This is a genomic window from Paenibacillus sp. FSL E2-0178, from assembly GCF_038593005.1.
Lineage (GTDB): Bacteria > Bacillota > Bacilli > Paenibacillales > Paenibacillaceae > Paenibacillus_AQ > Paenibacillus_AQ phytohabitans.
This window is the reverse complement of record NZ_CP151953.1, coordinates 7763419-7786566: the sequence shown is the minus strand read 5'-3', so window position 1 is coordinate 7786566 and position 23148 is coordinate 7763419. Positions and strand designations below refer to the sequence as shown.

Sequence of the window (23148 nt, the reverse complement as noted above, 5' to 3'; positions counted from 1 at the left end):
GGCCGAAATCCGACTTTGCGGCCCTGGCTGCCGCCCGCTGTTATTGAACCCCGAGATATTCCTTAATCCCGCTGACCATTGATGCAGCAACTTTGTTCTGAAGTGATTCCGTGAACAGAAGTGCCTCATCATTCTTGTTGCTGAGGTAGCCAACTTCAAGCAGTACCGCAGGCATCGTTGTCTCGCGTATAACGTGGAAGTTGCCGTAACGTACACCCCGGTCACTAAGTCCGGTAGCCAGTACAAGATACTTGTGCATCACATTCGCCAGAGCCTTGCTGGCTTCGCGCTGATAGTAGGTCTCCGTTCCGCTTGCTGCGGACGAGCCGCTGCTGTTGGCATGAACAGAGATGAATAAATCAGCTTTGAGGTTGTTGGCAATTGCCGCCCTGTCCTTCAGTTCAAGGAAGGTATCATCACTGCGGGTCAGAACCACGTCAATTTTGTTCTCCTGCTTCAGCAGCTCCGCCGCCTTCAGAATAACAGCCAGATTGAAATTCTTCTCGTATTTACCGGTAACCCCAACGGCCCCGGAATCCTTGGCGCCATGCCCGGCATCGAGCACCACCAGTTTACGCCCGCTGTTGCCGGGCTGTGTAGAAGTATCTCCAGTGCTCTGCGCATTCAAATCAATGACAATCAGCTTGGAGACATCGCCCGAAACTTCAACGCTATAATTTCTCGAAGTAGTAAGGTCAATTACAAAACGTACAGTGTACGGGGCGGTACTATACAGCGAGTAACGCACACCGGATACATCCGGATAATCCGTAACCGTAAGCATACCGTTCAGGTTGGGATCCAGCTGTTGGCCTGTACCGAATACATCCGAGAAAGTGGCATTCGGCAGGTCAATTACAATCCGGTCCGGTCCGCTCACTTTGGAAACCTTCGGCTGGGTGCTGCCCTCAAGTGCAATGCTTAGCCTGTTCTCGTTGAAGCTGATTCCGTTAATCATGCTCAGGCCGCTTGCCGCATCATCCGGCGGCACTACAACGGTTCCCCCGTCTCCGTTACTTCCACCTGTTTCCGTGTTAGTATCCGGGATTTCCGGGGTAATAAGATCTACAATCTTCTTCGTATTGTCCCATTTGACTGTAAGGCCAAACTGCTCTCCGATGAATCTGATCGGCACGAGAGTTGTACCGTTCCGCAGAAGCGGTGACGTGGTCAAGACCACGGTCTTGCCGTCTACGGAGGCTGCAGTCTGATTCACGATCAGCTGCATAGTCTTACCTTGCTGTTCAATCGTAACGGTCTTGCTTGTCTGATTCCAGTCTACCTTGTATCCAAGGTTCTCAGCGATCATTCTTAGCGGCACCATAATGGAGTTGTTTACATTTTCCACCGGAACATCCTGCCCTGCGGTCAGTTCCTGTCCATCCAGGAAAATCTTGTTGGTAGCCGCAGCAGCTTGTCCATGCCCCGGCAGAATCACAACAAAGAACAACAGCAGCAACAGCATACAAGCAAATTTCTTCATTCTTCACCTCTAAGACTCTAGTATTCCGCCCCCAAACGAGCGTTCTTGGTGCTATCCTACTGACAACCTTCGACATAGTTTAGACGCCTGATGAACTTAAAAGTTGCGAATAAATACCATTAAAAATCAGGACTGTTCACACGCAGCTCCCTTGCCGCGTTACTTAAAGCCCAAGATATTCCTTAATTCCCGCTACAATTTCCCGCGCCAGATTATTTTGCATCTGCTCGCTGTACATAGCCGCTTCATTTCCCGGATTCGTTAGATAACCTGCCTCCAGCAGAACAGCTGGCATGCTTGTTTCTCTGGTGACATGCAGACTCTTCGATCTGACGCCGTTATCTTTGAACCCTGTACCGGCTACCAGATGCTTTTGCATGATTTGGGCAAGCGGAAGACTTTCGCTGCGGCTGTAATAGGTTTCACTGCCATTGACTTTGTCACGGTTCGGATACCCTACATCTAACGAATTCCCATGCAGCGAAACAAACAGCGTAGCCTTTGCAGCTTCAGCAATTTTCACACGGTCCTGCAGACCGAGAGTAACATCCGACGTTCGTGTGTATACAACATCTGCCCAGCCCTCTTGTGTGAGAATTGCTCCAACTTTAAGGATAACTGCAAGATTGAAGTCTTTTTCCGCTTTGCCTGTGAGACTGATTGCTCCCGGCTGCGTACCTCCATGACCTGCATCAAGCGCTACAATAGGCTTGCCGGTAAGTCCTGTATTCACCGGTGTGCCAGCTCCGCTATTCCCCGTGTTGAGATCTACCGTCACCAGCCCTGTGCTGTCATCCGTACTCAGCTGGTAATTCTGGCTGCCTGCGGTTTGGATTACGAACCGGACCGTAGAAGGACTGGTGCTGAACAGTGCATAGCGTATCTCAGATACCAGCGGGTAGCCGCTTACGTCCAGTCTTCCCTGCGGACTGCCGCTGGCAGATACCCCCGGAAAGCTGCCGCTGAAATCAGAGGCAAACGCAGCTCCCTGAAAATCAACTACAATCCGGTCAGGTCCGGTAATCTTGGTTACCGTAGGCTTGGCACCTCCGGCAACCGCAACAATAAGACGGTTCTCACTGAATACAGCCCCCTTCACTGTCGGGGACGTAACTGCAGGAGTCGGAGAGGCCGTAATACTGCCCTCGACCTCTTCAGTATTCTCTGTATTGGTCTGAGGCAGCTGTGTCGGAGCAGGGGATTGCACTGCAACCACAGGGCCTGCAGAGGCTTCAGGCGCCACGGTAGCTGAAGGCAGCGGATCTGCAGATACAGGGGATTCAAGCGGAATTCCGCCGCTTAAGTAGACTGTTTTGTCGGAATTATCCCAGCCGACACTGAGTCCGAACTGTTCACTCACGAAACGGATAGGAACCAGTACAGTACCGCCATTCTGCTTGGGTGCGGCATTCAGCAGCAGACTTACGCCATCGGCTTCAGCCGTCTTGCTTCCTACTGCGAGCTGTACTGTCTTGCCGTCCTGCTGGACGGTTACTTTGCGGGTGGTCTGCTCCCAGAGCACTTCAAAACCAAGGTTCTCCACCACCACCCGGATCGGAATCATAACGCTTCCATTCACGTTCTCAAGGATGACTCCTTTGGGCAGCGCAAGCTCCTTACTGTCCATCACAATCCTTCCCTGGCTGCTTGCGGCAGCGGCAGCTTCATGGCCGGCGAATGACAGTAACAAGAGCGGCAGCAGCAGTAGGAATAACATCCGTTGTCCGGCTTTCTTCATCCTTTCCTCTCCCTTTTGTCAATTGATAGAACCATAGATAAGATTAAGACGACAGAAATCCCCAAAAGTTGCCTTCACAGGCAATGAATATATCGATTATAGCAAAAAAACTTCTATTTCCGACACCCGGAAATAGAAGTTTTGTGTAAAATTTGTAAAGTTTACGAATTTCTTCGCCAGATGTTCACTCTCTTCCCTGCAAGCATCCCGGCATTGCTTAGCCGAAAAGCTTGGCCGCATGACGTTCTTCGTACGCGGCAATCTCATCTGCGTGCTGAAGCGTCAGACCGATATCATCCAATCCCTGCAGCAGAAACTGGCGGCGGTGCTCATCCAGCTCAAACGTAATGGCAAGGCCGTATTCATCGCTCAATCTGTTGTTCTCCAGATCTACAGTCAGTGTATAGCCTTCATGCTCTGCGGTACGGCTGAACAGGTTATCCACCTGCGTTTCCGACAGCTTGATCGGCAGAATGCCGTTCTTGAAGCAGTTGTTATAGAAGATGTCGGCATAGGACGGTGCGATTACCACTCTGAAGCCGTAATCCATGATAGCCCAAGGTGCATGCTCCCGGGAGGAGCCGCAGCCGAAGTTCGCACGCGAGATCAGCACGGATGCTCCCTGATAGCGCGGCTTATTCATCTCAAACGCTGCATTATCATTTCCTGCTTCATCAAAACGCCATTCGTAAAAAAGAAATTGTCCAAACCCGGTACGCTCGATCCGTTTCAGGAATTGCTTCGGAATGATTGCATCCGTATCTACATTAACCCGGTCTACCGGGGCTACAATACCTGTTAATTTCTTGAATTCTTCCATTTGCTATGTCCTCCTGCTCTCTCAATTATTCTATGAGTTGACGGCTTCCGTCTTGTAATTCCAGTCACGGACATCGGTGAACCGTCCTTTAATTGCAGCCGCAGCCGCCATAGCAGGAGAAACCAGATGCGTGCGTCCGCCGCGTCCCTGGCGTCCTTCAAAGTTACGGTTGGAGGTCGATGCGCAGCGTTGTCCAGGCTGCAGAACATCCGGATTCATAGCCAGGCACATACTGCAGCCTGCTTCACGCCATTCAAAACCGGCTTCTGTGAAGACCTTGTCCAGACCTTCCTTCTCAGCCTGCAGCTTAACGCGTCCGGAGCCCGGTACAACAATTGCCGTCACCTTATCGGATACCTTATGGCCTTTGGCTACTTGAGCCGCAGCCCGCAAATCCTCAATCCGGCCGTTGGTGCAGGAGCCGATAAAGACATAATCAATACCGATTTCAGAGATAGGCGTACCTGGCGCCAGATCCATATATTCAAGCGCTTTTTCAGCAGCTTTACGTTCGTTTTCAGTGGTGAAGTCTGCAGGGTTAGGTACACTTGAGTTGATGTCCGTACCCATTCCCGGGCTGGTACCCCAGGTAACCTGCGGAATCAGCGTTTCTACATCGAATTCTACGATAGTGTCATACTGTGCGCCTTCATCGCTTACAAGACCTTTCCAGATCTCCACAGCAGCGTCATAAGCTTCACCTTGAGGCACATATTGACGTCCGCGCAGATAGTTGAACGTAGTCTCATCGGGTGCGATCAGGCCGGCTCTAGCTCCGCCTTCAATCGACATATTGCAGACTGTCATGCGTTCTTCCATCGACAGTTCACGGATTGCTTCGCCTGTATATTCGATAACATAACCAGTCGCAAAATCCGTACCGTATTTGGCGATGACGCCGAGAATCATATCCTTGGCGGTTACTCCCGGATTGCGGTTGCCTGTGAAGCGGACTTCCATCGTCTTCGCCTTGGACTGCTGCAGACACTGGGTTGCAAGCACATGTTCAACTTCGCTGGTGCCGATCCCGAAGGCAAGCGCACCGAACGCTCCGTGTGTGGAGGTGTGGCTGTCCCCGCAGACAATGGTCTTGCCGGGATGTGTCAGGCCGATTTCGGGCCCCATAACGTGTACAACACCCTGGTCAATATCATTCAGATCGAACAGTCTGACACCGAAATCACGGCAGTTCTGTGAAAGGGTATCTATCTGCTGCTTGGAGATCGGATCTGTAATATTGTAGCGGTCCTTGGTAGGCACGTTATGATCCATAGTCGCGAAAGTAAGTCCCGGACGGCGGACCGGACGGCCGCTCAAGCGCAATCCTTCAAAGGCCTGCGGAGAAGTAACCTCATGAACCAGATGCAGATCGATATAAATGATGCTTGGCTTGCCTTCCTCTTGATGAATAACGTGATTATCCCAAATCTTTTCAAACATTGTCTTGTTGCCCATGAATTTCACCTCATATAGTAGAATCGTTCCATTTGGAAGAGAGCGTGGAGTCTCTCTTGAATGTTCTAAATATAACATCAGTACGTTTATAATTCCAAGATATGATTTCTATAGCACTTATAGGTTCATCCTATAATGCAGACCTGCAGTAAGCTTGAAATGGAACCTTACCCTTCAATCTTCTACAGCTCCTTAAGGGTATGTATCAGCAATTATTCCGCGCTGAATGTTCATTTCCTGCTTTATCTCATTAAAAACATCTTCAAGTGTACTGTTAGGGAGCAATGTGTTCTGCCTGATATGATTCAGAACGATAGCAGTGCTTTGCCCAAACTTGTGATATTGTTCACTTTTGACATTGACCAGCATTTGGCTGCAAAGTGCGGTTAAGCGTAAATAATCCGCCAGCACATGCTTCTGCATATGGGCCTGGTGAGGCTGCGGTTTCGACCAAAAGCCTGCCTCTCCGTGCTGATAGTCATGTGGCTCCTCCAAAGCTTCAATTACAGAATTATTATAAATAAAATACTCCAGCTGTTGCTCGATCTCGTCAAATGATTGCATTATCCTTGCCAAAACACCCATAATACACCCCCGTTTATTTGAAGAACGTATGCCTAGAGCATGCATAAGGGCTCCTGAAGAATAATTTAAGTATATACTTATGTTCAAAATAAAGATATTTAATATGCATATTATGTAAAATTACCAACCTACTGAAGCACACCAACCTTTCGGCTGTCAAATAATTTGCCTATACTAAATCTGATATCTATAGGTTATACTTATAGACAAATATCCATTTTTTATATTAAAGGAGCCTGTCCGTGGAACTCAGACAATTGCAATACACACTTCAGATCGCTGCAGAAAGAAACTTCTCACGTGCAGCAGACAAGCTGCATATCGCCCAGCCCTCACTGAGCCAGCAGCTCTCCAAACTGGAGAAAGAGCTGGGTGTCCTTCTCTTCCAGCGTAATACCAGCTCCGTTGAGCTGACCCATGCCGGGGAGAAATTTGTTGAGCAGGCCCAGGCGATCATTGATGCCGTGGAGCTGCTGCGCCAGGAAATGTCCGATATCTCCCAGCTGCGGACCGGAAGGGTCGTGGTTGGCAGCATGCCGATCACCGGTGCGCATCTGCTGCCGCATGTACTGCCGGTATTCAAAAGCAAATATGCCGAGGTTGAAATCACCCTGCTGGAGGACTCCTCTATGAATCTGGAGAAGCTGACTGCCAGCGGCCAGACGGATCTAAGCCTGCTCTCCCTGCCGCTGGAGATTCCGACTCTGGCCTATGAGGTGCTTGGCGAGGAACGGATCGATCTGGCGGTCCCGCCTGAGCATCCGTTGGCAGCGCGGAGTGCTCAGGGTATCCGCACCTCACTGCATGAGCTTAAGAATGAACCTTTTATCGTGCTCAAAGAAGGTCAGGGCTTCCGTAAAATGACCGTTGAACTCTGCCGTGAAGCCGGTTTTGAGCCGCAGATTGTTTTTGAAAGCAATAATATGGAGACCGTTCAGTCGCTTGTAGCCACCGGTATGGGGGTAACGCTGGTGCCCCATTTCATCGCTCGTGCTCCGCGGAGTGAATTCGTACCTGTCTACCTGCCCTTGGCTGATCCGGTACCCAGCCGTACCCTGGTCGTCGCTTACCGGCGCGGACGCTACTTATCCCGGGCCGCCGAAGCTTTCATTGAAACCTTCAAAGCAACGGTTGCCGGACTGGCGGACGAATAAACAGCAGAAAAATGCAAATGCCCATCCGGCTCCTGTCTTGAAGCCGGATGGGCATTTGCTGTATTTTCTCGGGGAGCAATTATTTATTTACGCAAATTATGCTGCGTGATCAGACGGTTCTGATCATCCGGCAGACGGGCTGTACTCTCATCAACCGGTCCCTTAGTACGGGAATCTCCGGCTTTATCCTCGACAAACTCTCTGATCGCCTTATTTTGAATTTTGGCGGCTTCTTTGGCATTTTGATTCTGTTCCTGCTGGACATTAGTGCTCTTACTCAAATCAATCCACCTCCTGGTAACAGATTATAAATACTTTACCCGTCCCCCGGAAGGTCAAACATTAAATCCGCTCCCCTTCCATCCCAAAAATTTCGCCGGACGGCTCTTTGCAAACCCTGCTTTCCCATGGTATTCTAAATGACAAATAGTGAAACGTGCAGACGGGACCAGTAAGAATTGACAATGATTCGCGTGCAGAGAGTAAATTCCGGAAGGCTGGGAGAATTTACCGCGGATGTCCATTCCGAATCCTACCCCCGAGCGGCCTGCCCTGCAGGACGGATACTCCCGTTACGAGAATGAAGTCGGATGAACCCTCATCAATGAAGGTGGTACCGCGGAAGTTAACCAAGCTTTCGTCCTTTGCTAAGTCTAAGGATGGGGGCTTTTTGTCATTTTCGGGCTGACAGCGATTGAAATTGGAGAGGAAAGTGAAAGACAATGACGACAAGAATCGTGGTCAAAATCGGCAGCAGCTCACTGAGCGGCCCTGAGGGCGGATTGAACCGGTCTGCGGTCGCCTTCTTCGCCGCCGAGATTGCCGCACTCCGCAAGCAAGGCTGTGAAGTCCTGCTGGTTACCTCAGGAGCGGTGGCGGCCGGATTCCGTGCCATCGGTTACCCGTCCCGCCCCAAGCTGCTGTACGAGAAGCAGGCCGCAGCAGCGGTAGGACAGGTTATGCTCATGCAGGCTTACCAGGAGGCCTTTGCCGGGCACGGTATTCCTACCGCACAGATTCTTCTGACCCGCACGGACTTCTGCAGCCGCCGCGCCATGAACAACGCCATGATGACTGTGGAGGAGCTGCTCCGGCTGGGCGCTGTACCCGTGTTCAACGAGAATGACACTGTATCGGTAGACGAATTGAAATTCGGTGATAATGATACCCTGTCGGCGCTGGTCGCCAATCTCCTGAAGGCCTCGCGGCTGCTGGTCCTGACGGATATGGATGGCGTCTACAGCGGGGACCCGCGCAAGCATCCGGATGCGGTCCGGTATCAGCATATCGAAGAGATTACACCGGAGATCTATGCTATTGCAGGCGGCGCAGGCTCAAGCGTAGGTACTGGCGGCATGCGTTCGAAGATCGATGCTGCCAAGATTGCCACCCGGGGAGGCGTTCCTGTCTTTGTAGGCAGAGTTACGGAGCCTGGGGATCTTTCACTTGCAGCTGAAGGTACAGGCAAAGGCACATATTTTGCCACGACCCTCTCCTCCCTGCCCGTCAAAAAACAATGGCTTGGATTCATGTCCACCCCGCTGGGCTCCCTGTACGTTGACGACGGCGCGGTAGAAGCTTTGCTCCATGGAGGGCATAGCCTGCTGCCGGTCGGGGTCAGACGAATCGAGGGCAGCTTCCATTCGGGAGATGTCGTAGAAGTACTCGGCCCGGATGCCAAACTGCTTGGACGGGGCATCGTCAATTATGATGATACCCAGCTCCGCAGCATCCAGGGGCTTCCCAGCCGCGAGATTGTCCCAAGGCTCGGTGAGGTGCACCGGCTCGAGGTTATCCACCGCGACGAATGGATTACACTGCGTTAAGCCAACAAAACTTTTAGCGTATGCTTTCGAAGAGAGTTTTGTCCGAAGCAGTTTCATAGATGCATATGCCAACAAAACTTTTAGGGGGAATCGTCATGAGTGAAGTGGTAAACAAAACAACGCTGGCCAAAGCGACCACAGGGGTACTCGCAAGCTTGACTACCGGTCAGAAGAATGAAGCTCTGCTTGTTATGGCCGCAGCCCTGCGCGCCGAAGCAGATTACATTATTGCCGCCAACACCGAAGACTTGGAGCGCGGGCGGCTAAACGGGACAACGGAGTCGATGCTCGACCGGCTGGCACTGGATACAGGCCGGATTGACAGCATCGCTGAGGGCTTGCAGCAAATCGCCGTGCTGCCTGATCCGATTGGTGACAATCTGGAAACCATCGAACGCCCGAACGGCCTTTTTATCGAAAAGGTCCGCGTTCCGCTTGGCGTTATCGGTATCATCTATGAAGCCCGTCCGAACGTAACCGTTGATGCTGCGGGCCTGTGTCTCAAAACTGGCAATGCCGTGGTCCTGCGCGGCGGCTCGTCCGCTCTTTCCTCGAACCGTGCGATCGCAGAGGTACTACACCGCGCACTGGCGGGTACAGCAGTGCCGCCTGATGCCCTGCAGCTGATCGAAGATCCCAACCGCTCCTCCGTAGATGAAATGCTAAAGCTGAACGGCCTGCTGGATGTCATCATTCCGCGCGGCGGAAGCTCACTGATACAGAATGTCGTGCTTAATGCCACGGTACCGGTAATTGAAACAGGTGCAGGCATATGCCATACTTATCTGGATGCCACTGCCGAACCCGGGATGGCGCAGCGGATCAGCCTGAATGCGAAGGCGCAGCGGCCTTCTGTCTGCAACTCCATGGAGACTTTGCTCGTTCACCGTGATTTCGCAGCCAGTCATCTGCCGGCTTTGGCAGAGGCCTTCCGCGGTGTCCATGTGGAATTGCGCGGCTGTCCGGCTACAATCGCTCTTGTCCCTTGGGCTCTGCCGGTTACATCGAAGGATTTCGCCACGGAATACAGTGACTATATTCTCAATGTCAAAATCGTGGACACGTTGGAAGCGGCTCTCGGGCATATCGCCGAGTTCAGTACCAAACATTCTGAGTGCATTGTGACAGAGGATGCCGATAATGCTGCCCGCTTCCTGCAGGAAGTGGATGCCGCCGCTGTATATCATAATGCCTCCACCCGGTTCACTGACGGGTTCGAATTCGGCTTTGGTGCCGAAATCGGGATCAGCACCCAGAAGCTGCACGCCCGCGGCCCGATGGGGCTGCCTGCGCTGACTTCAAGCAAGTATATTATCCATGGCTCCGGCCAGATTAGGGGATAATCAAGTATCCATGCTTCATAAGCTAACATAACTTTTTAGGGGGACTACCAGCCATGTGTCAGCAACCATCCATACCACTTATTAATCATAATATCGTTTTTTATGGCGCAGGCTCGATGGCTGAGGCAATTGTGCGCGGAATGATCGCCCGGAACGTAGTGGAATCCGGCAAAATCATCATGCTAAACCGCAGCAGCAGCGAACGTCTGGCCGAGCTGCGCAGCCGTTATGGCGTTCTGGGCTTCAATGATCCCGAACAAAAAACAGAAGCTCTGCGTACAGCACCCGTAATTGTGCTTGCGATGAAACCCAAGGATGCCGCAGAAGCATTACGTAACCTGGGCCCGCTGCTGTCGCCGGATCAGCTCGTAATTTCCGTGATTGCCGGACTTACGATCCGCACCATGCAGGGTCTGCTGGGTACACAGCAGCCTGTAGTCCGCTCGATGCCTAACACCTCCAGCTCCATCGGCCTGGGTGCAACCGGCATAGCCTTCTCCAAGGAGGTTGACGAACCGGGCCGCCGCACAGCCCTTAATATCTTCGAAGCTGTCGGGTTAACGGCCGTAATTGATGAGGAGCGGATGGAAACCTTAACAGGGATTTCCGGCAGCGGACCGGCTTATATCTACTACATGATGGAGGCCATGATTGCCGCCGGCATCCGCGGCGGACTGCCGGTTGAGCAGAGCCGCGAGCTTACGGTTCAGACCGTGCTGGGAGCTGCGCGGATGGTGCAGCAGACGGGTGAAGAACCTGCCGCGCTCCGCAAGAAGGTCACCTCGCCGAACGGCTCTACCCAAGCCGCGATTGAAGTGCTGGAACGCGGAGATTTTTTCGAAACGGTCATCGCTGCCGTTAACCGCTGTGCCGAGCGTTCCCGTGAAATGGGATCGGCTTTGGAGAAAGAGCTGCAATAATTCTTTAGGATTAGTACGTGTCCATTATTATCCCCAGTTCCACAGCAAATAGCCCGCAGTTGCTTCCCCCGAAGCAGCTGCGGGCTATTTGTTTGTCTGCCTTCCCCCTACCTATGCTGCTCCATCCAAACCGTTGCCCAATCCACCAATGACCTGAGTTCCATTAATCTTACCTCTGCATTCCCGGCCCGGTGAATCTGCAGATTCACCGCCTGCTCATACTCCTGCCCCAATGGGACAAAATCACTATCATCTACTGCCTGTGTCGGGTAAGTTACCCGCTTGCGGACACCCTCCACCAGAACTGCACTGCTCTCATTAACCATCTGCTTCCCCGGATAGTCAGCACGGGTCTCGGCCAGATGCAGCGATGTATTCTTGTCATAGCCTACGCCAATCAGAAGAATATGCCCGTTCAGCTGATACAATTTGTCCAGGGGTGAACCGGCGCCAAAGATATTGCTCAGATCATGGTCTTTCACCAGATACTCCGCATGTTTGCCGAGCGCGGCAAAAGAACGGGCCGGATGATCCGATCTGACGGCTCCCGGCCATTTCCAGAACATTTCTGCCGCTACTCCCATCCCGATCGCCGGAGTAACTTCCTTGTCGTACGCAGGCCAGTGCTTACGAATGAGCGGCCACCACTCCGCAGGCTCTTCCCAGTGCACCCCGGTCTCAGGATCGAGATTCTTCCAGGTCTGCGAAGGCATCATCAGGGTGCCGTTCACACCGACAAGCTCCAGCAGCGCACGAATTAACGTCTCCGCCCCGCCAATCACGAAACCCAGACGGCTAAGGGATACATGTACTATCAAGCTCTGTCCTTCCTTGATCCCGCAAGCCCTTAATTGTTCCACCAGCTCTTCCTTCGTAAGAATCTGCCTGGGTTCTTTACGTTCGGTCATACGCTCCACTCCCTTTTCTGAACTCAATAAACATACAAAAAAGACAACCCCGCAGTAAGCTGCGGGGTTGTCTCCGGTATACCCTGGAAAGCAGTGCCCTTGAATTCAATTCATTCTATGACAGGCATGGTGACGTTATGATTTCATCTTCCGCCGCTGCGGAACTTCTGGGAATAGGCTTTGACATCCTGGGCATTCTTCACCCGGTTGCGGGCCCATTCCAGCAGAATGCGGTCAATATAGCGGAAATGAACTTTCCCGGCGAAGACTGATTCCTTCAGTGCAAGCAGAATCAGCTCCTCAGGATACCGGTCCTCATCCACCCAGCCGGAAATGGACTCACATTCCATCGGAGACAGCGGACGGCCGAATTCCTTCTCGAAAATACTGAACAGGTTACGACTCTCCTCTGCTTCGGTGCCAACCGGTACGGCCGGCCGGTCATAACCGCCCTCCGGTGCAGGTGACCCGGAATAATGGGCGGCAGCCCGGGAACCCGGCTCACTCTCAGTACGGCTGCGCTTCTCCTGCGAATTCTCCTGCGAGACTTCGGCCAGATAAGCACCGAGCTTGCCGTACAGTCCGGAGAAGTTGTAGCGCTCATAATGGATATCGCGCAGCTCATCGTTGTCTCCGTCGATGCTGATGAATCCTTCCTTCATGAGCTTCTGCAGCTCTCCGGCAATAACCGAGATACTGCGTCCGGTTACGGCCTGCAGCTCCTCAAGCGAAGGGAAATCAATCCCCTCCACTTGCCGGAACGAGAGCAGATGAATCAGCAGCATTGCCTCACTGCCGGTCAGATTCAGCTTCCGGTAATATTTCAAGAGTGCATAAGGAATGACGGCCATTCCGTTCTCCAGGCCGAAGGCTACGCCTTCGCCCCAGGTATTCCATCCTTTTCCGTCCATACTTAAGCCCCCTTTGCCCATCCTTACGGGTAAAGACGGTACAGCGTACGAGGGAAGGCAATCGTTTCACGTACATGGTCCAGACCGCAAATCCAGGCCACTGTACGTTCCAGCCCCAGACCGAAGCCGGAGTGAGGAACGGAACCGTAAGTGCGGAGATCCATGTACCATTTGTAGGTATCCATCGAAAGATTATGTTCCTTGAAACGGGCTTCCAGCAGCGCCGGATCGTCGATACGCTGTGATCCGCCGATAATCTCACCGTAGCCTTCAGGAGCGATCATATCCGCGCACAGCACCACTTCCGGACGCTCTGGATGCGGCTTCATGTAGAAGGCTTTGAACGAAGCCGGATAGTGGGTAATGAAGACCGGCTTGTCGCTCATTTCGGCAATAGCCGTTTCATGAGGTGCACCGAAATCATCGCCCCAGGCGATTTCATAGCCTTTTTCATTCAGGAACTTGATTGCATCGTCGTAGGAAATACGCGGGAACGGCGCTTTGATGTTCTCCAGCTTCGAGACATCGCGGCCAACCGCCTCCAGCTCAGCACGGCAGTTCGTAAGTACGGACTGCACCACAAAGCTGATGAAATCTTCCTGCACACGCAAGCTTTCTTCATGGTCCGTGAACGCCATTTCCGGTTCAATCATCCAGAACTCGATTAAGTGGCGGCGGGTTTTGGATTTTTCCGCACGGAAGGTAGGTCCGAAGGAATATACGCGTCCGAGAGCCATTGCTGCGGCTTCCATGTACAGCTGTCCGCTCTGGGTCAGGTACGCATCCTCTTCGAAATACTTCGTATGGAACAGGTTGGTCGTACCTTCAGCTGACGTTGGAGTCAGAATTGGCGGGTCAACCTTCGTGAATCCACTCTCATTGAAGAACTGCTGAACCGCACGGATAATCTCCGCACGGATCACCATTACTGCCCGCTGCTTGGAAGAACGCAGCCAGAGATGACGGTGATCCATCAGGAAGTCAACACCATGCTCCTTGGGCGTAATCGGATAATTCTCAGTAAGATGCAATACCTCTATACCTGTAACCGTCATTTCATAACCTGACTGGCTGCGGGGCTCTTCACGGATAATTCCGGTAACATACAGTGAGCTTTCCTGGGTAAGGCTCTTGGCATCATCCCAGACCTGCTCAGGCACTTCCGATTTCACCACAACGCCCTGGATATAGCCTGTACCATCCCGAAGCTGCAGGAACTGAATTTTGCCGCTGGAGCGCTTGTTGTTAACCCAACATCCGATAACAACACTCTCTCCAACATGCTCATTCACCTTCTTGATTACACTCTTGTTAGCCATGCCTAAGATCTCTCCTCTAATTTAGCCGTTAATTCCTTGCACAATACTGTAAGTATCACGTGCAATGACAAGCTCTTCGTTTGTCGGAACCACAAGCACCTGAACCTTGGAACCAGCCGTAGAGATGCGGCGCGGATCGCCGGAGCGGACCTTGTTAGCTTCTGCATCCAGTTCGATTCCGAGGAACGTAAGATTGTTCAGTACTTTTTCACGCAGCAGGGAAGCATTCTCGCCCACACCGGCAGTAAACACAATTACATCTACGCCGTTCATGGCAGCTGCGTAAGAACCGATGTATTTACGCAAACGGTACTCGTACATTTCAAAAGCAAGCGTAGAATTAGCCTCGCCTTTCTCCGCACCGTCAATAATATCACGCATGTCACTGCTAACGCCAGAAATAGCCAGCAGTCCGCTGTGCTTGTTCAGCATGGAGTTCACTTCACCGACAGACAGCTCTTCCTTGTTCATCACATAAGGAACAATTGCCGGGTCAAGATCACCGCTGCGTGTACCCATCATCAGGCCTTCCAGCGGAGTCATACCCATGGAAGTATCCACCGATACGCCGCCAGCAACTGCAGTCACGCTGGCACCGTTACCGATGTGGCAAGTGATAATCTTCAGTTCGCCCAGCGGACGGTCCAGATAATCTGCAGCAGCTTTGCTGACGAAATCATGGGAAGTACCATGCGCGCCGTAGCGGCGGACTTTGTATTTGTTGTACAGCACTCTCGGAATGGCATACATATAAGCCTTCTCAGGCATCGTCTGGTGGAAGGCAGTATCGAATACAACTACCTGAGGCACACCAGGCATATTAATTTCAGTCGCTGTAATCCCCATCATAGCAGCCGGGTTATGCAGCGGCGCAAGGTCAAACAACTGGCGGATCTTCGTCTTCGCATCTGCATCTACAAGTGCGGAAGCCTTGAAGAATTCCCCCCCGTGTACTACGCGGTGCCCTACGGCATTGATCTCGTCGGTGGAAGCAATTACGCCATGTTCCTTGTCAGTCAGACAAGCAAGCACTTTGCGGATTGCTGTGTTGTGTTCCAGAATTTCGCTTACTTCTGTTACTTCCTGTTTGCCGGTTGGCTTGTGATTAAGAATGGAGGAATCCATTCCGATACGTTCTACCAGACCTTTGGCCAGTACAGATTCATCTGTCATATTGTACAGCTGGTATTTCAATGAAGAACTGCCGGAGTTAATAACTAAGATATTCATACACGGTCACCATCCTTGTCATACTTGAAGAAGCCTTCGCCCGATTTCGCACCCAGTTGACCTGCACGTACCATCTTCTTAAGAATCGTGGAAGGACGGTACTTGAGTTCGCCGTATTCACGGAACATGTTCTCAAGTGCAGCAAGAACGGAATCCAGACCGAAACGGTCTGCCATTTCAAGCGGTCCGTTCTGGAACTGGTAGCCAATGCGCATAGCATCATCAATATCTTCAGGAGAAGCGACACCTTCCTGCAGCACATGCATAGCCTCGTTAATGAACAGGCAAATGAGGCGTGAGGTTACAAATCCCGGGGATTCATAGATCATTACGCCTTTTTTCTCAACGATCTCATCAACAAAGGTTTTGGTATCTTCAAAAGTGCTTTCGGAAGTTTTCAGTCCGCGCACGATTTCAACCAGATCAACCTTCGCTACAGGATGTATGAAGTGCATGCCGATTACGCGTTCCGGATACATTGTCGAGCTTGCAAGCTCTGTCAAACTTAAAGTTGACGTGTTGCTGGCAAGGATAATGTGGCTCGGACACACCTGATCGAGCTGATTGAATACCTTCTGCTTCGCTTCCAGATCTTCAACGATGGTCTCGATGACCATATCGCAGGAGCTCAGTTCAGCAAAATGTGTCACTTTTTGGATACGGCTAAGAATCAGTTTCTTCTCCGCCTGGGTAATGGCCCATTTCTCCAGCTGTTTGTCGAGACTGGTCTCGATCATTTCGTAGGAGTAGTTCAGTCTGTCTGCAGTTTTCTCCACCAGCATTACATCCAGGCCCTTGGCTGCCAGCATTTCAGCAATCCCTTGTCCCATTGTGCCACCGCCGATGACACCGATCTTTTTAAAATTCATTTAAAAGTCTCCATCCTTTCAGGTATCTATACTTTTGTATTGTACCTTGTCTGTCGAAAAAAATATGTAGCCCGACATATAATGATATCTTAGCATGTCTGAAAAGTAAAAAAAAATAACCGGCATAAAGAATTATGCCGGTAAAAGGACACTGTCACGAAATTGACAACGAAATTGCTCCCCGGAGAGAACTTCTTCCTTCATTAAAATGTCAAGAGAGTAATCAAATACATTTCTTTGCTTATTCAGCAGGTCATTCGTGCGGACCATCAGCTCATCCAGTATTTTACTATTCTCTTTCATCAGCTCTTCAGTCGTTACCATTTGCAGATTCGCAATCCCGAGGGAGGTAAGTCCCGATTTCATCATTGTTTCGACAATATTCAGCGCCTGGTCAAAGTCTCCGCGTGAACCGGTACTGCGTCCGCCGTAATACATCTCTTCGGCAGCTGCTCCGCCCAGGGCAATCATAATCTGATTCTCCAGATAATCCTTCGTGTACAGATACTGCTCGGTCTGCGGATTATGTCTTACATACCCTAGAGCTTGTCCGCGCGGAGTCAGGGTAACCTGGCTAACGCTTCCCGGACGCAGCAGCTCAGCCATAATAGCATGTCCCAGCTCATGAATCGCTACCCGCTGTTTCTCCTCATGATTCGTTTCCCGGTCCGTCTTCTCACCCATCATGACTTTATCAATCGCCATCGAGAGATGACGCTGCTCTACCTGGGTCAGATTCTCACGCATCATGTAAATCGCCGCTTCATTCATCACGCTTTCCAGCTGTGCACCTGAGAAGCCATAAGCTTCCTCGGCGATTTTATCCAAGCTTACCGTTTCATGCAGCGGTTTGTTCTTGGCATGCAGATCGAGAATCGACCTGCGGCCTTTCTTGTCCGGCATGTCCACCTGAATGTGGCGGTCGAAACGTCCCGGACGCAGCAGTGCGGAGTCCAGCATTTCCTTGCGGTTCGTTGCTGCTACCAGCAGAATGCGCGGGGCTTCATTGTTATAGATCCCGTCCATCTCGGTCAGCAGCTGATTAAGCGTCTGGTCGTATTCACGCTGCTGCCCGCCTTCACGCTTGCCGCCGATGACATCAATCTCATCAATAAATATAATGGCGCTTTGCTTATTTTCCTTAAGCGCACGGGTACGGGCATCCTTGAACAAATCACGGACGCGACCGGCACCGACTCCCACATACATTTCCACGAACTCACTGCCTGATGCCGCTACAAAAACAGAGTTGGTATAATGTGCCGCAGCCTTGGCCATCAGCGTCTTACCGGTTCCCGGAGGCCCTGTCAGCAGAATCCCCTTCAGCGGGCGAATCCCGAATTTGCTGATTTCTTCATGCCGGATCAGAAAGTCCAGTGCTTCCCGCAGCTCCTGCTTAGCGTTGTCCTGGCCGCCGATTTCTTCAAAAGTCAGCTTGGACGGCCCATTCTTCTTGCGTTTCTTATCTGCGCCTGCATTTACCGTCAGACCGCCGCGTGCGTGGGCAATAAACAGGAGGGCAGCGACCATGCCGAATGCAATAATGACAGGGAAAATGTTAATCCCGACAAAAACCATAAAAATCAGCATGACCGGAACAAATCCGGCCAGGACCTCTTTCCAATACTTAGGCATTGTTCCACACTCCCATCGTAGCCGCCGCACGCGGCAGAATGATGAACTTACTCTCTGTACCGTTGCTCAGACTCACATACACATTGTTGTCATCAATTTCCGTTGTTGCTATAACCCCGCTGTACTTGCTGTCTTGCGTCTTCAGACCATCCAGCTTGGCAGGGATTAATGTATACTTCCGGCTCTCCATCGCCTCTGCAACCGAGAACATGGCTTTATCCCAATACTCATCCAGCAAAGCGCTGGAGTTCTGTTCGACATCCAATTTGAGCGTCCGGCCGTTGATAGCTGAGCTGCCCTCTTTGGATACATACTGCACGAGCTCACGTAATTTCGTGCCCGGCTGCAAATCAAGTTTCAAAGTAACCTCATTGCGTTTAATACTAATATGGGAATCCTTCACTCCCTCATAGGATGACACAAGTTTTTGCAGCGGCTCCTGCACAGCGAACTCGCGGTACGAATACCAGCCACCGAATAACAATGCAGCGGACAGCAGAGACGTTAGCAGTACAGGCATAAGACGCAGTTTCAAGAAACGTCCTCCTCTCAAAGATGACCGAACATAAATCTATAATAATGACCAATCTAGCGTGTCTAGCGCCCTTCCGAGACTGACATGCTCTTAAGCATGTCCTGATACAAGTAGTAGTATATCACAGGTGTATATACGATTTTACATAAAAGTGTGAATATATTTAAAATTTTTGATACTAATTTCTGGATGTTTCAGTAGATTATCTTTCTTATCGGCAATAAATGTGTACAGAATTAGCTTTGCCTGCAAGGATAACGAAAAAGAGCGCCCTGTAGGCATATAAATGTCTACGGCGCTCTCTTTTATATGAACATGGACATAGGAAGTCGCATTAATTCCTCCAGGTCCAAAGCTGAAGCTGGTTTGCCTCTTTATTAAGGTCGATGCTTCAAAAAAATCCGTCTGCCGCTGGTCTGCCGCTGTCGCGGACTCAGATTCCGTTATTTGTGCAGATTAGGCGGATTTACGGGCCAAGCGGACTCCGGTTCCGTTAATTGACCGATTACATCCCAATTTGGGCTCAAATGAACAAGATAACGGAATCTCAGTCCGCTTCACTGCCAAAATAGGCTTTTTAGAAGAAATAAGGGCTTCTCAGTCCGCTTCAATCATTGTTAGTTTGAATTTACACTTTAGCTTGGTGCTGTCTGATTTCGCCGGCCATGTACTCTGCATAATCAATTAATAACGCCTGATCATATCCGCCGCCGCTTACCCCTCCGCTATATTCATCCAGGCATTGCTTAAGCAATCCGTGATATTTAGCCGGCAAATGCTGCAGCCCCCATATCCCGCCTTCCTTTTTGGAGGATATATATCCTTCCTGCAAATAATACAGCACCCGGCACAGATTCAGTGTGTAGTAGACTGGCAGATTTATAATGTTCTGCGGTGCATCTCCAATATCACCAAGAATGGAATCCAGGTAATACTGCCGGTCTACCGGCAGAAACGCTTCCCGTATAGGCTCACCATACAGGATAATCCCCCGCTGATACACGACCGCGAAATGTGCCGCCAGATCGGCATCCTCAAACCCGCCGCACAGATAATGCTCATCATTTCTATACCGGTCCAGATGAAAGTCCGAGAAATGAAACTCAAAAGGCGTCGGATGTACAAAATTTTTCAAATATTTCTTCAGTACTATAGTTAGCTCAACCCCGCGCCGGTTCGGCAGACTGTCGTGATAAGCAACCACTTTTCCGGCCAATTTCCTGCTGACCTCTACAGGCAGCTTGTCATGTACGACAATCAGCAGATCAATATCACTTCGATCCTGATGAAAGCAGCCCATAGCCAGCGAACCATGCAAATAGATCCCTGACAGATTGGTTCCAAGCTCACCCTTGAACAGTTCCACCGCTTGATCTAAATAAGCAAGAACTTCCATTTTATTCATCCCCCTGTATACAAAATCACGAACGATTCTGCTGCTGATTGTGTGTATTTAAGTATTGCAAATCATATGTATTTCCGTATATACGGAATGATACTGTCAGATCATCAGCCGGCTCTACAGCCGTCAGCTTTACAGTTATAATTAAGCCATAGTTAACCCGGAGCCACAAGCGCAAGAATAATTCTAGCTGTTCTCCACCTGAAACTAACTGTACATTACAACAAAAAAGCAGGAGAACAGTGACTCTGTTTCCCCCGCTTAAATTGTAATATACTGCCTGCTGCCGCTTACCGGTTGGGCAGGCTATACCCTTCACCGATGGCACTGCCGTCTGTGAAGCGATAGAAGTTGTAATAGAACCTGCCGTCCTTTTTGTAGAACAGCTGCCAGGCATATTCTCCGTTGTACACTCCCGGCAGCAGCCGCTTAATCGTAATACCCGGAAGCTGGGCAGCTATAATATCACGGATCTGCGCCTCTGAGGTCCCCTTGCTGAGCTCCTCTGCGTATAAATCGTTGTCGCCTCCGGCTGGCTGGCCGTCCTTGGTAAAGCGGACCCAAACCATCAGCTCGGTTCCTGCATCATTTTTTCCGGTAAGCACCCAGTAAATCGCATTTTCATCCCAGACGGATTTCTGTGCTTTGGATACCTCAGTTAAGCCGGCGCGCGCTCTGGCAATCTCTTTGGCTTCACTCCGCTCGTTCCACTGATCCTTCATAATGTAGGCATAAAACTGGCTTAGTCCGAACAGAAGGAGCAGAACCAGGGAAATCCCCAGCGGAAGCCATTTTCTCCTCTTCTTCAACATGCAGCTTCCTTTCCATATAACCTGTATTACCGTTTAAGCAGCCCCTCGAACGTTTCCTGCGCTTTGCGGCGGATGGCTTCTTCATCTAGTGTCAGACATTGTCTGTGCTTCACAACCAGTTTGCCGTTCACCCAGACATGCTCCACATCCTTGGCACTGGCTGAATATACCGCATGGGACAAAAGATCGGTATGCGGCAGCAAATGCGGCTGATCAATATCAATCGCAATGAAGTCGGCCTTCATCCCTGCTGCAAGCCGGCCTACCTGGTTCAGAAAAATCGACTGTGCACCATATTCGGTCGCCATCAGCAGTGCCTCTGGAGCCGGTACTGCTGTAGGATCACCGCTTACGCCTTTGTGGATCAGCGCGGCCAGCCGCATCTCTTCGAACATATCCAGGTTGTTGTTGCTTGCCGCTCCGTCCGTACCCAGGGAGACCTTAACGCCTGCTCTGAGCAGCTCAGGAACACGGGCTACTCCGCTGGCCAGCTTCAGATTGCTGCCGGGATTGTGGGATACGCCGACATTGTGGCGGGCCAGAATCTCAATCTCTTCATCATTCAGATGAACACCGTGGGCGATCAGAGACGGCCGGGAAAACATTCCCAGCTTCTCCAGATGAGCGACCGGGCGCAGGCCGTAATCGGCCACATTCTGCTCCACCTCATGACGTGTTTCGGACATATGCGTGTGCATCGGCAGATCAAGATCATGAGCCGCCTGGACAAACTTCATGAAGAACTCCGGAGGACAGGTGTAAGGCGCATGCGGCGAGAGCATTGCAGTAATTCTGCCGTCAGCCTTGCCATGCCAGTTCCGGGCAAAAGCAATGGCTTCCGCCAGCTTATGATTCTGCACCTCTTCCGGACACAGGCCAATAACACCGCGCATAAGTACTGCACGGATGCCTGACTGCTCGGTAACCTCAGCAACCCGGTCCATATGATCATACATGTCGAGGAAGGTCGTAGTTCCGCCCTTCAGCATCTCAAGAACGGATAGCGAAGTGCCCCAGTACACATCCTCACCAGTGAATTTCTCTTCCATCGGCCACATTTTTTCCTGGAGCCAAGCCTGCAGTACCATATCATCACCGTACCCGCGCAGCAGGGACATTGCCGCATGGCCGTGGGTGTTGACGAGACCCGGCATGAACAGCAGCCGGCTGCCGTCAATAACCTCGGCATCCTCTTCAATTACAGGCTTCGCTTCACCTATGTAAGTAATCAGATCATTTTCGATGGTCATATAACCGCTCAGCACCGGCTTATCGCTGCCAGGCACCAGAAAACGTCCATCTTTAATAATGGTTTTATTGCTGCTCATCTTCAGCTTCGTCCTTTCCGTCATGCAAATAATAAGCCAGACTCTGCAAATCCGTAGTGAAATCGGCGGCATGAATCCGGATATTGGATGGAGTCTTAAGAATGACAGGGGCAAAATTCAGGATCGCCTCAATGCCGGAATCCACCAGAATGTCAGCAACGTTCTGTGCTTCACTGTCCGGAACGGTAATAATCCCGATGCGGATGCCCTGTGCACGAATGGTATCCCCCAGCTCACTCATCGGCTGAACAGTCAACGAGTTGATCTGCTGGCCTACCTTGGGCTCATAAGCATCAAATATAGCTGTAATCTTCATCGTATCCTTCAAGTAGGCATTGTAATTCGATAAGGCGTGGCCGAGATTACCTGCACCTACCAGAGCTACATTAATCTGCTGGTCCAGCTTGAGAATATGCCGGATCTTCTCAATCAGATAAGAGACATCATAACCAATGCCTTTTCTGCCGAAATCACCAAAATAAGCCAGGTCCTTACGGATCTGGGCGGGGTTGAGATCAAGCTTCTGTCCCAGCTCCTGAGAAGAAACTGTTGAGATTTCACGTTTTTGGAGATCGTTCAGGAAACGCAGGTACACTGGGAGTCTGCGAACGACGGCCTCCGATATTTTATCCGATTTCATGTTTTCTCCTCCTAAAAGTTTTGATAGCATATGCTGCTTGATTCAACTTCGCAAAACTCGCTTCGTAAGCATTCACTTAGGTTTGATAGCATATACTTCTTGATTCAACTTCGCAAAACTCGCTTCGTAAGCATTCACTTAGGTTTGATAGCATATGCTGCTTGATAAGCCGGTTATAGGAACCGTGCTCCGGGACTGCCCGTTTGGGCAGCACCCCTTGAGCGCGGGACTTCAG

General features: G+C 51.0%; 21 protein-coding genes. 4 read left to right on the top strand and 17 right to left on the bottom strand.

Going from position 1 to position 23148, the window contains the following annotated elements; genetic code table 11:
• Positions 1–40 precede the first annotated feature (40 nt).
• From MHI42_RS33545 to MHI42_RS33525, 5 genes are all read right to left on the bottom strand, one after another.
• Positions 41–1483 (bottom strand): N-acetylmuramoyl-L-alanine amidase family protein, encoded by a 1443-nt coding sequence (locus MHI42_RS33545; RefSeq protein WP_342421977.1) that lies wholly within the window; start codon positions 1481–1483, stop codon positions 41–43.
• A gap of 163 nt (positions 1484–1646) precedes the next feature.
• A complete protein-coding gene (locus MHI42_RS33540; protein ID WP_342421976.1) occupies positions 1647–3221 on the bottom strand; it encodes an N-acetylmuramoyl-L-alanine amidase family protein in 1575 nt (524 codons plus the stop codon).
• A 217-nt stretch (positions 3222–3438) separates the two neighbouring features.
• Entirely contained in the window at positions 3439–4041 is a 603-nt protein-coding gene (gene leuD / locus MHI42_RS33535; RefSeq protein WP_342421975.1) for a 3-isopropylmalate dehydratase small subunit, read from the bottom strand.
• Positions 4042–4071: 30 nt separating this feature from the next.
• Positions 4072–5496 carry a 3-isopropylmalate dehydratase large subunit gene (gene leuC / locus MHI42_RS33530; protein WP_171716642.1) on the bottom strand — a complete coding sequence of 475 codons (1425 nt, stop codon included), beginning with the start codon at positions 5494–5496 and terminating at the stop codon, positions 4072–4074.
• A 192-nt stretch (positions 5497–5688) separates the two neighbouring features.
• Positions 5689–6081: a hypothetical protein gene (locus MHI42_RS33525; RefSeq protein ID WP_342421974.1), complete on the bottom strand. Its 393-nt coding sequence runs from the start codon at positions 6079–6081 to the stop codon at positions 5689–5691.
• 242 nt (positions 6082–6323) lie between these two features.
• On the opposite strand from MHI42_RS33525, the gene MHI42_RS33520 reads away from it, so the two are divergent.
• Positions 6324–7235, top strand: coding sequence for a LysR substrate-binding domain-containing protein (locus MHI42_RS33520; RefSeq protein ID WP_171716644.1), 912 nt, complete (start codon positions 6324–6326; stop codon positions 7233–7235).
• An 83-nt stretch (positions 7236–7318) separates the two neighbouring features.
• Here the strand turns inward: MHI42_RS33520 and MHI42_RS33515 are convergent, their stop codons facing one another.
• Positions 7319–7516: a hypothetical protein gene (locus MHI42_RS33515; protein WP_342421972.1), complete on the bottom strand. Its 198-nt coding sequence runs from the start codon at positions 7514–7516 to the stop codon at positions 7319–7321.
• A 441-nt stretch (positions 7517–7957) separates the two neighbouring features.
• On the opposite strand from MHI42_RS33515, the gene proB reads away from it, so the two are divergent.
• From proB to proC, 3 genes are all read left to right on the top strand, one after another.
• A complete protein-coding gene (gene proB / locus MHI42_RS33510) occupies positions 7958–9061 on the top strand; it encodes a glutamate 5-kinase (protein WP_342421971.1) in 1104 nt (367 codons plus the stop codon).
• 95 nt (positions 9062–9156) lie between these two features.
• Complete coding sequence (locus tag MHI42_RS33505) at positions 9157–10404, top strand: glutamate-5-semialdehyde dehydrogenase (RefSeq protein ID WP_342421970.1); 1248 nt, start codon at positions 9157–9159, stop codon at positions 10402–10404.
• A 53-nt stretch (positions 10405–10457) separates the two neighbouring features.
• Positions 10458–11324: a pyrroline-5-carboxylate reductase gene (gene proC, locus MHI42_RS33500; RefSeq protein ID WP_171716648.1), complete on the top strand. Its 867-nt coding sequence runs from the start codon at positions 10458–10460 to the stop codon at positions 11322–11324.
• Between the two features lie 107 nt (positions 11325–11431).
• On the opposite strand, the gene MHI42_RS33495 is transcribed toward proC, so the two are convergent.
• The 11 genes from MHI42_RS33495 to MHI42_RS33445 form a co-directional block, all read right to left on the bottom strand.
• A complete protein-coding gene (locus MHI42_RS33495; protein ID WP_342421969.1) occupies positions 11432–12232 on the bottom strand; it encodes an AAC(3) family N-acetyltransferase in 801 nt (266 codons plus the stop codon).
• Between the two features lie 143 nt (positions 12233–12375).
• On the bottom strand, positions 12376–13143 hold the full coding sequence (locus tag MHI42_RS33490) for a DnaD domain-containing protein (RefSeq protein WP_342421968.1): 768 nt from the start codon (positions 13141–13143) through the stop codon (positions 12376–12378).
• Between the two features lie 23 nt (positions 13144–13166).
• Positions 13167–14462 carry an asparagine--tRNA ligase gene (gene asnS, locus MHI42_RS33485; RefSeq protein WP_171716651.1) on the bottom strand — a complete coding sequence of 432 codons (1296 nt, stop codon included), beginning with the start codon at positions 14460–14462 and terminating at the stop codon, positions 13167–13169.
• Positions 14463–14483: 21 nt separating this feature from the next.
• Positions 14484–15692: an acetate kinase gene (locus tag MHI42_RS33480; RefSeq protein WP_042215445.1), complete on the bottom strand. Its 1209-nt coding sequence runs from the start codon at positions 15690–15692 to the stop codon at positions 14484–14486.
• Positions 15689–16561, bottom strand: coding sequence for a 3-hydroxyacyl-CoA dehydrogenase NAD-binding domain-containing protein (locus MHI42_RS33475; RefSeq protein WP_171716652.1), 873 nt, complete (start codon positions 16559–16561; stop codon positions 15689–15691). The genes MHI42_RS33480 and MHI42_RS33475 overlap by 4 nt, the downstream gene beginning before the upstream one ends.
• A gap of 132 nt (positions 16562–16693) precedes the next feature.
• Entirely contained in the window at positions 16694–18196 is a 1503-nt protein-coding gene (locus MHI42_RS33470) for an AAA family ATPase (protein ID WP_342421967.1), read from the bottom strand.
• The gene (locus MHI42_RS33465) at positions 18189–18731 is read right to left on the bottom strand and encodes a hypothetical protein (RefSeq protein WP_342421966.1); all 543 of its coding nucleotides are present in this window, start codon (positions 18729–18731) and stop codon (positions 18189–18191) included. Before MHI42_RS33465 ends, MHI42_RS33470 begins: the two co-directional genes overlap by 8 nt.
• Before the next feature lie 628 nt (positions 18732–19359).
• Positions 19360–20127 (bottom strand): aminoglycoside adenylyltransferase domain-containing protein, encoded by a 768-nt coding sequence (locus MHI42_RS33460; RefSeq protein WP_342421965.1) that lies wholly within the window; start codon positions 20125–20127, stop codon positions 19360–19362.
• A 296-nt stretch (positions 20128–20423) separates the two neighbouring features.
• Entirely contained in the window at positions 20424–20945 is a 522-nt protein-coding gene (locus MHI42_RS33455; protein ID WP_342421964.1) for a DUF5590 domain-containing protein, read from the bottom strand.
• Between the two features lie 26 nt (positions 20946–20971).
• Positions 20972–22273 carry an amidohydrolase gene (locus MHI42_RS33450; RefSeq protein ID WP_342421963.1) on the bottom strand — a complete coding sequence of 434 codons (1302 nt, stop codon included), beginning with the start codon at positions 22271–22273 and terminating at the stop codon, positions 20972–20974.
• Positions 22260–22913, bottom strand: coding sequence for a redox-sensing transcriptional repressor Rex (locus MHI42_RS33445; protein WP_342421962.1), 654 nt, complete (start codon positions 22911–22913; stop codon positions 22260–22262). Before MHI42_RS33445 ends, MHI42_RS33450 begins: the two co-directional genes overlap by 14 nt.
• Positions 22914–23148 lie beyond the last annotated feature (235 nt).

Bases quoted from the DNA above. Each gene is read 5' to 3' on its own strand.
- MHI42_RS33545 (WP_342421977.1), bottom strand. From the start codon at position 1,483: ATGAAGAAATTTGCTTGTATGCTGTTGCTGCTGTTGTTCTTTGTTGTG.
- MHI42_RS33540 (WP_342421976.1), bottom strand. From the start codon at position 3,221: ATGAAGAAAGCCGGACAACGGATGTTATTCCTACTGCTGCTGCCGCTC.
- leuD (WP_342421975.1), bottom strand. From the start codon at position 4,041: ATGGAAGAATTCAAGAAATTAACAGGTATTGTAGCCCCGGTAGACCGG.
- leuC (WP_171716642.1), bottom strand. From the start codon at position 5,496: ATGGGCAACAAGACAATGTTTGAAAAGATTTGGGATAATCACGTTATT.
- MHI42_RS33525 (WP_342421974.1), bottom strand. From the start codon at position 6,081: ATGGGTGTTTTGGCAAGGATAATGCAATCATTTGACGAGATCGAGCAA.
- proB (WP_342421971.1), top strand. From the start codon at position 7,958: ATGACGACAAGAATCGTGGTCAAAATCGGCAGCAGCTCACTGAGCGGC.
- MHI42_RS33505 (WP_342421970.1), top strand. From the start codon at position 9,157: ATGAGTGAAGTGGTAAACAAAACAACGCTGGCCAAAGCGACCACAGGG.
- proC (WP_171716648.1), top strand. From the start codon at position 10,458: ATGTGTCAGCAACCATCCATACCACTTATTAATCATAATATCGTTTTT.
- MHI42_RS33495 (WP_342421969.1), bottom strand. From the start codon at position 12,232: ATGACCGAACGTAAAGAACCCAGGCAGATTCTTACGAAGGAAGAGCTG.
- MHI42_RS33490 (WP_342421968.1), bottom strand. From the start codon at position 13,143: ATGGACGGAAAAGGATGGAATACCTGGGGCGAAGGCGTAGCCTTCGGC.
- asnS (WP_171716651.1), bottom strand. From the start codon at position 14,462: ATGGCTAACAAGAGTGTAATCAAGAAGGTGAATGAGCATGTTGGAGAG.
- MHI42_RS33480 (WP_042215445.1), bottom strand. From the start codon at position 15,692: ATGAATATCTTAGTTATTAACTCCGGCAGTTCTTCATTGAAATACCAG.
- MHI42_RS33475 (WP_171716652.1), bottom strand. From the start codon at position 16,561: ATGAATTTTAAAAAGATCGGTGTCATCGGCGGTGGCACAATGGGACAA.
- MHI42_RS33470 (WP_342421967.1), bottom strand. From the start codon at position 18,196: ATGCCTAAGTATTGGAAAGAGGTCCTGGCCGGATTTGTTCCGGTCATG.
- MHI42_RS33460 (WP_342421965.1), bottom strand. From the start codon at position 20,127: ATGGAAGTTCTTGCTTATTTAGATCAAGCGGTGGAACTGTTCAAGGGT.
- MHI42_RS33455 (WP_342421964.1), bottom strand. From the start codon at position 20,945: ATGTTGAAGAAGAGGAGAAAATGGCTTCCGCTGGGGATTTCCCTGGTT.
- MHI42_RS33450 (WP_342421963.1), bottom strand. From the start codon at position 22,273: ATGAGCAGCAATAAAACCATTATTAAAGATGGACGTTTTCTGGTGCCT.
- MHI42_RS33445 (WP_342421962.1), bottom strand. From the start codon at position 22,913: ATGAAATCGGATAAAATATCGGAGGCCGTCGTTCGCAGACTCCCAGTG.